Annotated in this window: 11 protein-coding genes and 1 tRNA gene; 5 read left to right on the forward strand and 7 right to left on the reverse strand. The window is 65.4% G+C overall.

Annotated features, from left to right (window positions below):
• Positions 1-55 precede the first annotated feature (55 nt).
• The 6 genes from GEMRO_RS0111405 to GEMRO_RS0111430 all read right to left on the reverse strand — a co-directional run bounded on the left by GEMRO_RS0111405 (position 56) and on the right by GEMRO_RS0111430 (position 6,281).
• Positions 56-1,033 carry an ABC transporter substrate-binding protein gene (locus GEMRO_RS0111405; RefSeq protein ID WP_027134088.1) on the reverse strand — a complete coding sequence of 326 codons (978 nt, stop codon included), beginning with the start codon at positions 1,031-1,033 and terminating at the stop codon, positions 56-58.
• Between the two features lie 86 nt (positions 1,034-1,119).
• Positions 1,120-2,727: a GMC family oxidoreductase gene (locus GEMRO_RS0111410; protein ID WP_027134089.1), complete on the reverse strand. Its 1,608-nt coding sequence runs from the start codon at positions 2,725-2,727 to the stop codon at positions 1,120-1,122.
• A 46-nt stretch (positions 2,728-2,773) separates the two neighbouring features.
• Positions 2,774-3,772, reverse strand: coding sequence for a dihydrodipicolinate synthase family protein (locus GEMRO_RS0111415; protein ID WP_240476668.1), 999 nt, complete (start codon positions 3,770-3,772; stop codon positions 2,774-2,776).
• A complete protein-coding gene (locus GEMRO_RS0111420) occupies positions 3,769-4,569 on the reverse strand; it encodes an SDR family NAD(P)-dependent oxidoreductase (RefSeq protein ID WP_240476670.1) in 801 nt (266 codons plus the stop codon). The genes GEMRO_RS0111415 and GEMRO_RS0111420 overlap by 4 nt, the downstream gene beginning before the upstream one ends.
• Positions 4,566-5,018 carry a MaoC family dehydratase gene (locus GEMRO_RS0111425; protein WP_027134092.1) on the reverse strand — a complete coding sequence of 151 codons (453 nt, stop codon included), beginning with the start codon at positions 5,016-5,018 and terminating at the stop codon, positions 4,566-4,568. Before GEMRO_RS0111425 ends, GEMRO_RS0111420 begins: the two co-directional genes overlap by 4 nt.
• A gap of 51 nt (positions 5,019-5,069) precedes the next feature.
• The gene (locus GEMRO_RS0111430; RefSeq protein WP_027134093.1) at positions 5,070-6,281 is read right to left on the reverse strand and encodes a CaiB/BaiF CoA transferase family protein; all 1,212 of its coding nucleotides are present in this window, start codon (positions 6,279-6,281) and stop codon (positions 5,070-5,072) included.
• A 287-nt stretch (positions 6,282-6,568) separates the two neighbouring features.
• Between GEMRO_RS0111430 and GEMRO_RS0111435 the strand changes: the two genes are divergently transcribed.
• Complete coding sequence (locus tag GEMRO_RS0111435; RefSeq protein WP_027134094.1) at positions 6,569-7,768, forward strand: CaiB/BaiF CoA transferase family protein; 1,200 nt, start codon at positions 6,569-6,571, stop codon at positions 7,766-7,768.
• A 395-nt stretch (positions 7,769-8,163) separates the two neighbouring features.
• On the opposite strand, the gene GEMRO_RS0111440 is transcribed toward GEMRO_RS0111435, so the two are convergent.
• Positions 8,164-8,257, reverse strand: a tRNA-Ser gene (locus GEMRO_RS0111440).
• A gap of 163 nt (positions 8,258-8,420) precedes the next feature.
• On the opposite strand from GEMRO_RS0111440, the gene GEMRO_RS0111445 reads away from it, so the two are divergent.
• The 4 genes from GEMRO_RS0111445 to GEMRO_RS29135 all read left to right on the forward strand — a co-directional run bounded on the left by GEMRO_RS0111445 (position 8,421) and on the right by GEMRO_RS29135 (position 12,668).
• Positions 8,421-9,779 carry an MATE family efflux transporter gene (locus GEMRO_RS0111445; RefSeq protein WP_051328966.1) on the forward strand — a complete coding sequence of 453 codons (1,359 nt, stop codon included), beginning with the start codon at positions 8,421-8,423 and terminating at the stop codon, positions 9,777-9,779.
• Between the two features lie 31 nt (positions 9,780-9,810).
• Positions 9,811-10,917: an S-(hydroxymethyl)glutathione dehydrogenase/class III alcohol dehydrogenase gene (locus tag GEMRO_RS0111450; protein ID WP_027134096.1), complete on the forward strand. Its 1,107-nt coding sequence runs from the start codon at positions 9,811-9,813 to the stop codon at positions 10,915-10,917.
• 1 nt (position 10,918) lies between these two features.
• Positions 10,919-11,497: a histidine phosphatase family protein gene (locus GEMRO_RS0111455; RefSeq protein ID WP_027134097.1), complete on the forward strand. Its 579-nt coding sequence runs from the start codon at positions 10,919-10,921 to the stop codon at positions 11,495-11,497.
• 187 nt (positions 11,498-11,684) lie between these two features.
• Positions 11,685-12,668, forward strand: a complete 984-nt coding sequence (locus GEMRO_RS29135; RefSeq protein ID WP_084506832.1) for a sulfotransferase domain-containing protein — start codon at positions 11,685-11,687, stop codon at positions 12,666-12,668.
• Positions 12,669-12,850: the final 182 nt, after the last annotated feature.

The following is a 12,850-nucleotide window of genomic DNA, read 5'->3' on the forward strand; positions in this document are numbered from 1 at the left end:
GACTGGTTGAAAGACGCAAGCGGGCGCCCGGTCTTCCAGGCGCCCGCTCATCAGATCAATACGCCTCGGGCAGGTACTCGGCGGCGTTCTCCTGGGTGAACACGCGGTCGACGTTCACCACCCAGGTTGGGATCTCCTCGCCCTTCCCGTACTTCTCGATCGATTCGAATGCCTTGGGCCCGAAGTTCGGGTTGCACTCGACCACGACCTCGATCTTGCCGTCCATGAGCGCCTGGGTGGCATCCTTGGTGCCATCGATCGAGGCGATGATCAGGTCCTTGCCGGCCACCTTGCCCGCGGCCTCCATGGCCGCGATGGCGCCCATGGTCATCTCGTCATTGTGCGAATACAGCGCGGTCGCGTCGGGGTGCGCCTGGTAGAGCGTCTCGAACACCTGCCGGCCCTTGTCGCGGGCGAAGTCGCCGGACTGGGACGCGATGATCTGCATCCCCGGGTGGTCCTTGATGTAGTCGGCGAAGCCCTTCATCCGATCGTTGGCCGGGGACGAGCCGATCGTACCCTGAAGCTCGATGATCTTGGCCTCGCCGTTCATGGCCTTGGTCAGGATCTCGGCAGCCTGCTGGCCTTCCTTGACGAAGTCGGAACCGATGAAGGCGACATAGTCCTCGCCGGCCTTGGCGAGGTTGGCATCGACGTTGCGGTCGATCAGGAACAGCGGGATCCCGGCGCGCTTGGCTTCCATCACCGCCGGAATCAGCGGCTTCTCCTCGCGGGGGGCCAGCAGGATCACGTCGACCCGCTGGGCGATCATCGAGCGCACGTCGGCAACCTGCTTGGCGGCTGAGCCGGCAGCGTCGGTATAGACGAGCTGCCAGCCGCGCTTGGCCGCCTCGTCGCGCATGCTCTTGGTCTGCGCGAGGCGCCAGGGGTTGTTGCTCTCGGTCTGGGCGAAACCGACCTTGTAGGTGTCCTTCTGCTTCAGCTTCGGCAGGGCCGCCAGGGCCTGGCTGCCAAGGGTCACCAGGGTGATGCCGCCTGCCGTGGTCGACAGGAGCGAGCGTCGCGTGAACATTTCGATCTCCCTCAAGCGAGCCTTCTTCGCGGGCCCATCGCGTCGTGTGAACTATCGCGGACGCCGGAACGGCGTCTATACCTACGTTAAGCCGCGTCGGCGCGCTGCCCGGAGGCATCCTGCTGGATCATGTCCGCCCCCTTCTCCGCGATCATGATCGTGGCGGCATTGGTGTTGGCGCTGACCATGACGGGCATGATGGACGCATCCACGACCCTGAGGCCATCAAGCCCGTGCACCCTGAGACGCTGATCCACCACCGCCAGCGGGTCCGGGCCCATCTTGCAGGTGCCGACCGGGTGGTACTGTGTATGGCAGTTGTGGCGGAGGAAGGTGTCGATCTCCGCGTCGGTACGCACGCCCGGACCGGGGGTCAGTTCCTCGCCTCGGTAGGGATCGAATGCCTTCTGGGCCAGGATCTCGCGGGTGAGCTTGATCCCGTCCCGCAGGACCCGCACGTCCTCAGGCTCGGCCAGGTAGTTCGGGTCGATCGCCGGCGCCTGCAGCGGATCGTCAGAGCGGATCAGGACCGTGCCGAGGCTGGCCGGGCGCTGGACGTTGACCAGCGGTTGGTAGCCGTGCTGCCTGTGCAACTGCCGGCCATGGTCCCCATACATGACCATGATGAAGTGGATCTGCACATCCGGCGCCACGACTTCCGACCGGGTCCTGATGAAGCCTACCGCCTGGATGCCCGGATGCGCCACCGGGCCGGTCCTGAACATGGCATACTGGAGCAGCGACTTTGCCATGTTGAGCGGCTGCATCTCGCGCAGCAGCGAGATCGGCTGTCGACAGACCTGCTGGATTTCGGCGGCGACGTGGTCGGACAGGTTCTGGCCGACCCCCTTGAGGTCGTGAACCACCTTGATACCGATGGAGCGCAGGTGCTCAGCATCGCCGATGCCGGAAAGCTGCAGGAGTTGCGGCGAGTTGATGGCGCCTCCGGACAGGATCACCTCGCGCTCGGCGCGCAGCACCCGGGTCTGGCCATCCTGGATGTATTCGACCCCGGTCGCCCGCCCGCCCTCGACGATGACCCTGGCGGCATGGGCCCGGGTGATCACCGTCAGGTTCGGCCGCTTCATGGCTGGGCGAAGGTAGCAATAGGCCGTGCTGGATCGGCGACCGTCGGCGATCGTGCTGTCCAGCGGGCCGAAGCCCTCGGGCTCGGCGACGTTCACGTCGGGGATGCGCGGATACCCGGCCTGTTGCCCCGCCTCGAAGAAGGCCTGGGCCAGGGGGTGAAACGTCTTGACCCGTGATGTCCTCAAGGGGCCGCTGCCCCCATGAAACTCGTCCTCGCCAAGCTCCCACGACTCGGCTCGCTTGAAGTAGGGCAGCACGTCCGCATAGGACCAGCCCGGATTTCCCTTCTGCGCCCAGACGTCGAAGTCGGAGGCATGGCCCCGGATGTAGACCATGCCATTGATCGAACTCGATCCGCCCAGCACCTTGCCGCGCGGCCAGAAAAAGGTTCGGTTGCCGCAATGCTTCTGCGGCACGGTATGGTAGCCCCAGTCGACCGCGCCCGACATCATGAGCTGGCGATAGCCGGCCGGCATATGGATGAACGGGCTTCGGTCAGGTCCACCGGCCTCCAGCACGACGACCTTGATTGCCGGGTCTGCGCTAAGCCGGTTCGCCAGCACGCAGCCGGCGGACCCGGCCCCCACGATGATGTAGTCGGTCATGACGGCTCCCTGATCTGACTGCGGGCCTTTTTGCCGGGCCCGTCGTTCAAGCGGCCTGGTCGTGCCGCGCATCCTCCCGATCAAGCCCAGCCAGGCGGATCGCCTGCCGGAGACGCTCGATCTCGGCTGGCGGCAGCTTCACCAGGGGGGGCCGCACCACCGCGCGCGGCAGGCGCCCAAGCAGCACCAGCGCCTCCTTCATGCGGTTGTGCATGTCGAGGAAGGGCGGCGCATAGAAGGCGCGCGTCATCGGCTGCATCCGGTCGTTGACCGCCCTTGCGGCCGCCAGATCGCTCGCCTGCACGGCGCGCCACATGGCGACCTGTAGGTCTGCGATCACGCTGCCAGCGCCCGACAGGAAGCCATTGCACCCCAAAGCCAGCGAAGCCATCAGCCAGGCGCTGTGGGTCGAGAGCACGTTCACCGGGCGGGGCAGCGACTGAAGGGTGCGGATATGCACCTCATGCTGAGCCGGATCATTGCACCAGTCCTTGATCGCCCGGATGGAAGGCACCTCGTCCACGAGCCGCAGCAAGGTATCGAACGGGTAGTGGATGTTGCTCTTTTCAGGGTACTGGAAGCAGATCAGCGGCAGGTCGGTCGCATCGGCGATCGCCTTGAAGTGCGCCAACGCCATTTCCGGCCGCAGGTGGCCGCCCATGCCAAGGGTATTGGGAGGGAACACCAGGAGCGCCGAGGCGCCGGCCTGGTCCGCCATCCGCGCGATCCGCGCCGCTTCAAAGCTGCCGTCGGCATAGATGCCGGAGATCAGCGGCAGGCGGTCGCCTACCTCGTCGAGGGAAGCCTCCAGGATGGCGCGCTGCTCGTCGAAGCTGCAGGCGTGCACCTCCGAAGCGTGGCCATTTACGGTGATCGCCGAGACCCCATCCACCGCGGCCACGTCATGCAGGTGCTTGCGGCTCGACGGAAAGTCGATCGAGTAGTCGTCGAAGAAGGCGAGCAGCGTGGCGGGAATGACGCCCGCGGGCTGATAGTGCGGAAACTTGGCCATGTGTTTGTCTTCCTCATTGGCGGCGCAGGTCATTGCAGCCAAAGGCCGCCGGTGACGTTCACGGTGTGGCCGGTCATGTACGCGGCGGCGTCGCTGGCGAGGAACGTGGCAATCTCGGCAACGTCCTCGGGCTGGCCCAACCGACCCAAGGGAATGCCTGCCATGCGCGCCTCGGCGCTGGGCAGGCCCAACTGCTGCAGCTCCACCTCGGCCCGGTCGCGCATGCCGGTGCGCATGATGATGCCTGGGCAGACAGCGTTCACGGTGATGCGGTCGCCAGCCAGTTCCAGCGCCATGGTCTCGGTCAGCGAGATGATCGCGGCCTTGGAAGCGCAATAGGCGCCGTAATAGGCCTTGCCGCTCTTGCCGAGCCAGGAGGAGATATTGACGATCCGGCCACTGCCTTGGGCACGCAGGTGTGGGATGGCGGCCCGGCTGACATGGAAGAGGCCGTCGACATTGACGCGGAACGTGTCGCGCCAGTCGGCCATGCTGATTTCCTCCAGGCGGCCGAGGCGCAGGATTCCAGCGCAGTTGACCAGGATGTCGAGACGGCCCAGGTCGCGCCGGAGGCGGTCCACTGCCTGACGGGACTGTTCCTCATCCGCGACGTCGGCGACGGCCTGGCAAACTTGGCGATCAGCTGCACCGATCTCGCCTGCCACTCTCGCCAGCGCCTCCTCCTGCACGTCGATCAGGCCCACGGCACATCCGGCAGCGGCCATCCGGAGCGCGATCGCCCGGCCGATACCGGCGCCGCCGCCGGTGACAATCGCCGCTCTTCCTCGGAGGGGGTGCGGGGTCGCGACGCGGTCGCTGCCGATCGTCACGCTGCCGCTCCGGTCTCGTCCGGAACCCACTTGAGCAGGTGTTCCGCGACCGAAACCAGTTCGTCCTTCTGGTTGCGGACCTCGATCTTGGCCCGGGTGCGGCGCCGCTCCTCGTCAACCTCGCTGATCGTGTAGACCACCTCGATCGTGTCACCCAGGAAGACGGGCGCCAGGAAGCGGATGCGGTCATAGCCAAGGGAAACGGGGGTCGTGCTGATGCCTTGCGACTGGCTGCGGTCGATCATGAGGGTGGAGGCTGTCGACATGAAGCCGACCAGGAGCGCCCCATGAGCGATCCGCCGACCATACTTGGACTTCTTCATGAACTCCTCGTTGACGTGATTGCCCGAGAAGTCCCCGGTCACGCCCGCGAACAGGTAGACATCGGTCTCGCCGACGGTCTTGGCAAACCGGACGCTGTCGCCGATCTGCGCGTGCATTTCCTTCATGACTTGTTTCCCTGATCGGCCGCCGTGCCTTCCTGGCCGGCGGCACCAACGTCATTGCGGCGCCATTTCCCGGCGCTTGCCGGCGACGATGCCGTCTTCGAACAGACTGGCGATCTCGTGCAGATCGTAGCCGATCTCCGCCAGGACCTCGGCCGTCTGCGCCCCCAGCTCCTGCGGCGGCAGGCGCACCTCGGGAGCCTTGCCGTCGTAGCGGACCGGATGGCTCACCAGGGTCACCGGCGCACCTGAACTGCCGGGCACCGTCACGAAGCTCTTGTTGTGGACGACCTGCGGATCCGTCGCGACCGCCGTGTAGTCGTTCACCGGCGAGTGCCAGATGCCGCGCTCGCTGAAGCGGTCGATCCACTCCGCCGTTGTCCGGTTCTTCAGCGTCCGGCCGACGGCAGCCGCCACGTCCTCGCGCCGCTCGAACGCCTGAGCTTCCGGGACGCGCTCATCATCTGGAAGCTCCAGGGCATCGGCCAGCGCCTCCAGCGATCCCAGCGAGAGGGCGATGAAGCCGTCGCGCGTCGCATAGACGCCATAGGGCGCCCCGAAATACCAGCCTGCGATCTGGCCCGGCTGGCGGATGTCGTCCTGGCGATCGCCGTTCAGGAAGCAGACCAGCGATTCCATCTGCAGGTCGAGCGCCGCCGCCAGCAGGCTGACATCTACCCGCCCGCCCAGGCCGGTCCGCTCGCGACGCAGCAAGGCTCCCAGGATGCCTGCCGCGAACAGCGCGGCGCCATGATGGTCGACCGCCGATACCCCGACCGCGCGCGGCCCCTCGTCGCGCGTCCCCGTGATCGCGGCAAGCCCGGACATCGCCTGGATGATGAGGTCCTGACCGGGGCGGTTCACGTACGGACCATCGGCGCCAAAGCCCGAGGCGGTAGCATAGATGATGTCCGGCTTGATCTTGCGGACGTCGTCATAGCCCAGCCCGAGCTTGGCCAGCACGCCGGGGCGGTAGTTCTCGGCTACGACATCGGCCTGCGCAACCAGCCTGCGCGCGATCGCGATGCCCTCGGGGCTCTTCAGGTTCAAGGCGACGCTGCGCTTGTTCCGGTTGCCCGTGAGCTGGAGCATCGTGTGGCCATCGGCCCGCCGCCCGCCGACCCCGCCCCACTTGCGCTGGAACGCACCGTCCACCGGCTCCACCGCGATCACGTCGGCACCGAGGTCGGCCAGGAACTGAACGCCCACCGGCCCCATCAGGAAGTGGTTGAAGCTGACGATCCGAAGATCCTTCAGATGATCCACCTTGAACTCCCCCCCGACAAGCATCATTTGTGTAAGCGCTTTCAAAATGGGTTAGCGCGGTTTGCCTCCTTGTGCAACAGCAGAACATGACTTGCTCCGCCCTGACGGCCACCGGTTCATCCTGTACCTCTTGGATTACGTTGCGCTTTTGAGGGTGTCTCGTGCCCGCCCGGCTCGATCCAGATCAGAGCTGGAGCCTTCGGCAAAAGCAGGGCGGATTGACAACAAGTGGCGCAATGTAGTGAAAGCGATTTCAGAGATAACCTGGATCGGAGGAAGGTGACTTCATGCTTGAATGCATGCGCGTCGTCAGTTTCTGCCACTACTTGCAAGGACCGGCGGCCAGCCAGTACCTGGCCGACATGGGGGCGGACGTCATCAAGGTGGAGGCCCTGCGAGGCGCGTATGAGCGCCATTGGTCCGGCGGCAATGTCTATGTGGAAGATGTCAGCGGGTTCTTTCTCTGCGCCAACAGGAACAAGCGGGTCGTTGCCCTCGACCTGAAGTCACCGGCAGGCCTGGAGGCTGCCCTGCGTCTTGTTGATCGTGCCGATGCCGTCATCGAGAACTTCCGCCCCGGCGTGCTCGACCGGCTGGGGCTAGGGTATGCGGTGCTCCGGGAGCGCCGGCCCGACATCATTTTTGCCTCCGCATCCGGCTTTGGGTCGTCCGGCCCACTCCGGGACAAGCCGGGGCAGGACCTTCTCGTGCAGGCAAGGACAGGGCTGGTCGCTGCATCCGGCGGCGGCGGCACCGCGACCGGTGCTGCGATTTGCGATCAGCACGGCGGCGCCCTCCTCGCCATGGCTGTCCTAGGGGCCTATGTGCGTCGCCTGAAGACCGGCAAGGGCACCCATGTCGAGAGCAGCCTGTTCGCCGCAGGCATCGACCTCCAGGGCGAAGCGATCGTCAATTTTCTTACCGCTCAAGCCAGTTCTGCGCGCTTTGAGCGTGATCCCCATCTCGCGACATGGTTCCATCCTGCTCCTTACGGCATCTACAGGACATTCGAAGGGCGCCATCTGGCGATATCGTTGAACAGTCCTTCCAAGTTCGCTGAGGCGTTGGGGGACGACCAACTGCGTGCCCTCGTGGATATCGACACGTACCGGGAGCGCGACCGCTATGCCCAGGCTACCGCCCAGGCACTGCAGAAGCACCGCTTCGAGGAAGTCGCAGCCATGCTGGATGCCGCGGAGATCTGGTGGGCGCCGGTGCAGGATTATCAGGATCTCGCTCAGGATCCGCAGGCAAGGCATCTGGGCATCTTCGCCGAAGTGGAGGTGCGCGGCGGCAAGGCCGTCCTGGTCAGCCATCCGATCCGGTACGACGGAGAGATCCCGAAGATCCGGCACCTGCCCTTGGATATCGGCCAGCACACCGGGGAAGTACTGCAGGAACTGGGATACAGCCCCGACGAGATCGCCGACATGGCGCGTCAGGGAGCGATTGTTGGACCTGGTCTGGTCGTAGGCGAGGCCGCCTGACCAGCCCTGCGGGCAGCCTGGGCCAAGGTGTCGCCCGGAAGCGCTTCATTGCAGCGGCCGACGACCTCGTCGAGAACGAGAGTGCCAGTAGGCCGGCAGGACCAGGACGTCTCCTCCAGTGGCGTGGCAACGGCCGGGCTGGCACAAAAGGCTTCACCGGCCTCCACGGCCGTGCCCCGCCGGTGCCATCTGCCCGGGCCGGTCGGCGATGGCAACATCCAGGCTCTTGCTCGGGACGGCCTTCCAGGTACGGCTTCGACGGGCTTGGTCGGCCCAATGCCATCATCCGCCGCGGCAAGCTGCAATAAGGCCTTTGGCGAGGAGCAACGCTGGCGCCTCACGGAGCGAATATCTGCAGGGGCTGCATTGGCCTGGAAACCAGCGGAACATGGCGCTGGCGGAGGGGAAGGGATTCGAACCCTCGATAAGGCTTTAGGGCCCTATAACGGTTTAGCAAACCGCCGCCTTCAGCCACTCGGCCACCCCTCCGCAGGCGCGGTGCGAGTATCACCCCTTGCAGGTGCCGGTCAATGTATTGCCGCACGCGCAGGGACGCTCTCAGCATGTTCGCCGTCCCACGGCGCGATCGGATCTCGTGGTGCGACTGGCTCTGGAGTAGGAACCGGCCGGGCGTGAGGGGTGAGGGAAGTGCATGGCGGTCCATCGGGACCCGGGGACGATCGGCCTGGCTGCGGTGCGCAGGGAGGCGTGGCGGCTGGCAGTGCCGCTGATCGCGGCCAATCTGTCGGTCCCGCTGCTCGGCATGGTGGACACGGCGGTGGTGGGGCATCTGCCGCGCGCTGCCGATCTCACCGCCGCAGCCCTTGCCGCATTCCTGGTCTCGGTAGTTTGGTTCCTGTTCGGCTTCCTGAGGATGGGCACCACCGCCCTCGCCGCCCAGGCGGTGGGAGCGGGCGATCCGGTGATGCTGCAGGCTACCGCGGTGCGGGCGCTGGTCACGTCGCTGGCAATCGGCGGCGCGCTCCTGTTCATAACCTGGCCCCTGCAGATCCTCGGCCATCTGCTCTTCCAGCCTGATGCGGAGGTGGCCGCCGGGTTCGACAGCTTCCTGGCAATCCGCCTCCTGGGCGCCCCGGCCGCGCTCGGGCAGTTTGCCCTGACCGGCTGGCTGCTCGGCCGCCAGGACGGGAGAGGTCCCCTGGTGGTGGCCCTCTGTGCCAACGTCCTGAACGGACTGCTCGATGTCTGGTTCGTGTTCGGGATGGGCCTGGGGCTGCACGCGGTCGCGGCTGCGACCTCCATCTCCGAATATGCCGGACTGGCCGTCGCAGCGTGCCTGGCGGCGCGCCATGGACTGCCGGGCCGGGCGGCTGTCGCCGCTGCCTTGCGTGACCGTCCGGCGTTGGCTCGGCTCTTCCGTGTGAACCGCGACCTGTTCCTGCGCTCCTGCTTCCTGGAAGCCTCCTTCATCGTGTTTGCCGTGGCGGCAGCGCGGCTGGGCGAGACCTTCGTCGCCGCCAACGCCATCCTGCTGACCTTCTTCACGGCATCAGCCTGGCTCCTGGATGGCCTCGCCCAGGCCTGCGAGACGATGGTCGGCAGGGCTACCGGAGCCCGTTCGGCGACAGGCATGCATCTGGCGATCCGGGCGTCATTCGAGCATGGCGCTGTGGTCGCATTGCTGTTGACCCTTCTGTTCGCGCTGGCGGGCGACTGGCTCATCGATCTGATGACCCATCATCCAGCAGTGCGGGAACTGGCCAGGGCCCATCTGCCGTTCATCGTTGCCCTGCCGCTGGTATCGGTCTGGGCTTTCGTTCTGGACGGCATCTTCTTCGGCACCGGCCGTGCCGATGTCCTGCGCAACGCGATGGCCCTCATCCTCGCCCTGTTCGTGTTGACAGCGCTGGTGCTCGTGCCGCTGCTCGGCAGCACCGGGCTGTGGCTGGCGTTCCTCCTGTTCCTGGCAGGTCGTGGGCTGGTGCTTGCCCTGTCGTTCCGGTGGATCGGCGGCAGCAGGACACTGGCAGGCTCGCTGTTGGCGGGGTAGGGACACTCTCTCCATCCTGGGAGATGTCGCAATGAAGGTGCAGGCCGCCGTCGCATGGGAAGCGGGCAAGCCGCTGGAGATCGAGACCGTCGACCTCGAAGGCCCGAAGGCATTCGAGGTCCTGGTCGAACTCAAGGCTACCGGGATCTGCCACACCGACGAGTTCACCCGCTCCGGCGCGGATCCGGAGGGCATCTTTCCAGCCATTCTCGGTCATGAAGGGGCCGGGGTCGTAGTCGAGTGCGGCCCGGGCGTGACTTCGGTGCAGCCGGGCGACCATGTGATCCCGCTCTACACGCCCGAATGCCGGCAGTGCAAAAGCTGCCTGTCGCGAAAGACCAACCTGTGCACCGCGATCCGCGCGACCCAGGGCAAGGGCCTGATGCCGGACGGCACCACGCGCTTCTCGCTCAAGGGCAAGCCGATCCACCACTACATGGGCTGCTCGACCTTCGCGAACTTCACGGTGATGCCGGAGATCGCCCTGGCCAAGGTCCGCACCGACGCTCCGTTCGACAAGATCTGCTATATCGGCTGCGGTGTGACCACAGGTGTCGGCGCCGTGATCCACACGGCCAAGGTTGAGGTCGGCAGCAACGTGGCGGTGTTCGGCCTGGGCGGGATCGGGCTGAACGTCATCCAGGGTGCTAGGCTCGCCGGGGCGGACAAGATCATTGGCGTTGACCTGAACCCGGCGCGCGAGGAGATGGCCCGCCAGTTCGGCTTGACCCACTTCGTCAACCCGAAGGAGGTGGGCGACGTCGTCCAGCACATCGTGCAGCTGACCGATGGCGGGGCAGACTACAGCTTCGAGTGCGTCGGCAATGTTGGCCTGATGCGGCAGGCATTGGAATGCTGCCACCGCGGCTGGGGCGTCTCGACCATCATCGGTGTGGCTGGCAGCGGCCAGGAGATCGCCACCCGGCCGTTCCAACTGGTCACCGGGCGGGTCTGGAAGGGTACCGCCTTCGGTGGTGCCCGCGGCCGGACCGACGTGCCGAAGATCGTCGACTGGTACATGGACCAGAAGATCCAGATCGATCCGCTGATCACCCACACGATGCCGCTCGAGAAGATCAACGACGCCTTCGACCTGATGCACGAAGGCAAGTCCATCCGATCGGTGGTGCTGTATTGATATGAGCACGGTCTGGTTCATCACCCATTCCGACGTCCAAATCGACGCGAACGTCCCGGTGCCGCGCTGGCCTTTGTCGGAGCGCGGCCGCGTCCGGATGAGGATGTTCCTGGCCAAGGACTGGGTGGCGGGGCTGGCCGCCATCTGGTCCAGCACCGAGCAGAAGGCCATCGACGGCGCGACGATCCTTGCGGAGGGGCGCGGTATTCCTCGCCATGAGCTGGAAGAACTCGGCGAGAACGACCGCAGCGCAACCGGCTATCTCGCCCGGACCGAGTTCGAGGCCACGGCAGACCAGTTCTTTGCGAGACCGCATGAATCGGTGCGCGGCTGGGAACGGGCGGTAGATGCTCAGGCACGCATCGTCCAGGCGGTGGACCAGGTCATCCGCCTCCATGGCACCACCAGCGACGTCGCAATCGTGGCCCATGGCGGAGTGGGTACCCTGCTGCTCTGCCACCTGAAAGGCTGCCCCATCCAGCGCTCGGAAGACCAGCCCCCCAACAATGGCGGCAACTACTTCTCATTCGATGCGCAAGGTCGAACCCTGCATCATGGATGGCGGGCAGTAGACGCCTGAATGTGAGCCGTAGAGAAGCGGCTGGCCGCTTCTGTATTCGTCTTTTTGGTCCCATGGCCGGTGATTTTCGTCACGCCTGTTCCTGCCCAGGCTGTAAATATTCATGGCTACCGGCCTAGCGGCCGGGATCGGCCGAGGCCGGCGATCGTGCCGGCTCATGTGCCTGTCATGCAGGGGACAACCAGCCATGGACCAGAAGGCAGCAGAGTGGCCGCGGAAGACGCGCGACCTGCACAATCATCACATGGATTCGACAATCTGGGACAAGCTCGACTTCAGGGATGACGACATTGTCATCGCGACCTATGCCAAGTCAGGTACAACCTGGGTTCAACAAATTGTCGGTCAGCTTCTATTTCAGGGTGCTCCGGATGTTGCCGTAGCCGAGATGTCGCCGTGGCTCGACTTGCGGGTGCCGCCCCAGGATGTGAAGCTTGAGGCGGTCGAGGCGCAGCGGCACCGTCGCTTTCTGAAGACCCACCTTCCCGTAGATGCCCTGACCTTCTCGCCGAAGGCAAAGTACCTTTATATCGGTCGGGATGGCCGCGACGTGGTCTGGAGTCTCTACAACCACCACGTTCAAGCCAACGAGTATTGGTATCAGGCGCTGAACGATACTCCGGGCAGGGTCGGCCCACCTATCGCGCGCCCGCCTTCGGACATCTGCCAGTACTTCAATGAATGGCTGGATAGGGACGGCCTTCCGTTCTGGTCGTTCTGGGAGAACATCCGGAGTTGGTGGACGATCCGGCAGCTGCCGAACCTGATGCTGCTGCACTTCGCCGACCTCAAGGCGGATCTGCCGGGGCAAATCCGCCGGATCGCCACCTTCCTGGAGATTCCAATCGATGAGCGGCGCTGGCCTTCGATCGTTGAGCATTGCAGCTTTGACTACATGAAGGCGAACGCACGCTTCAGCGCGCCGGCGGGAGGCATCTTCTGGGAAGGAGGAGCTCCGACCTTCGTGCACAAGGGGACGAACGGACGCTGGCGCGAGGTGCTCAGCGCCGCCGATAGCCGCCGCTACGAAGAAGCGGCGCGGCGGGAACTTGGCGATGCCTGTGCGCATTGGCTGGCGAGTGGAGAGATAGTGACGGAGACGGAGCCATTGCCGGTCGTCCGGCCGCTGGCTGCGAGCAGCGGCACGTCTGCGACGACGATATCCGTCTAGCGTCGGCGCCGGTCTCTGAAGCGGCTGCTGTCCTACCGGCCGGCAGAGTGAAGCGACACCCATGATTGGCATGCGGGGCGGGGCGAGCTGTGCCTCGTCCCCCCTATCGCTCGGCTGCGGCATCCTGGTGCATCAGGTTGGCTGCAGTGCTGCTTGTGCTGGCAGACCCCGAATGCGATCAA

It is taken from the genome of Geminicoccus roseus DSM 18922, assembly GCF_000427665.1.
Classification (GTDB): Bacteria; Pseudomonadota; Alphaproteobacteria; order Geminicoccales; family Geminicoccaceae; genus Geminicoccus; species Geminicoccus roseus.

Coding starts and splice junctions, on each gene's coding strand:
- GEMRO_RS0111405 (WP_027134088.1), bottom strand. CDS start 1,033: ATGTTCACGCGACGCTCGCTCCTGTCGACCACGGCAGGCGGCATCACC.
- GEMRO_RS0111410 (WP_027134089.1), bottom strand. CDS start 2,727: ATGACCGACTACATCATCGTGGGGGCCGGGTCCGCCGGCTGCGTGCTG.
- GEMRO_RS0111415 (WP_240476668.1), bottom strand. CDS start 3,772: ATGACCTGCGCCGCCAATGAGGAAGACAAACACATGGCCAAGTTTCCG.
- GEMRO_RS0111425 (WP_027134092.1), bottom strand. CDS start 5,018: ATGAAGGAAATGCACGCGCAGATCGGCGACAGCGTCCGGTTTGCCAAG.
- GEMRO_RS0111435 (WP_027134094.1), top strand. CDS start 6,569: ATGCTTGAATGCATGCGCGTCGTCAGTTTCTGCCACTACTTGCAAGGA.
- GEMRO_RS0111445 (WP_051328966.1), top strand. CDS start 8,421: ATGGCGGTCCATCGGGACCCGGGGACGATCGGCCTGGCTGCGGTGCGC.
- GEMRO_RS0111450 (WP_027134096.1), top strand. CDS start 9,811: ATGAAGGTGCAGGCCGCCGTCGCATGGGAAGCGGGCAAGCCGCTGGAG.
- GEMRO_RS0111455 (WP_027134097.1), top strand. CDS start 10,919: ATGAGCACGGTCTGGTTCATCACCCATTCCGACGTCCAAATCGACGCG.
- GEMRO_RS29135 (WP_084506832.1), top strand. CDS start 11,685: ATGGACCAGAAGGCAGCAGAGTGGCCGCGGAAGACGCGCGACCTGCAC.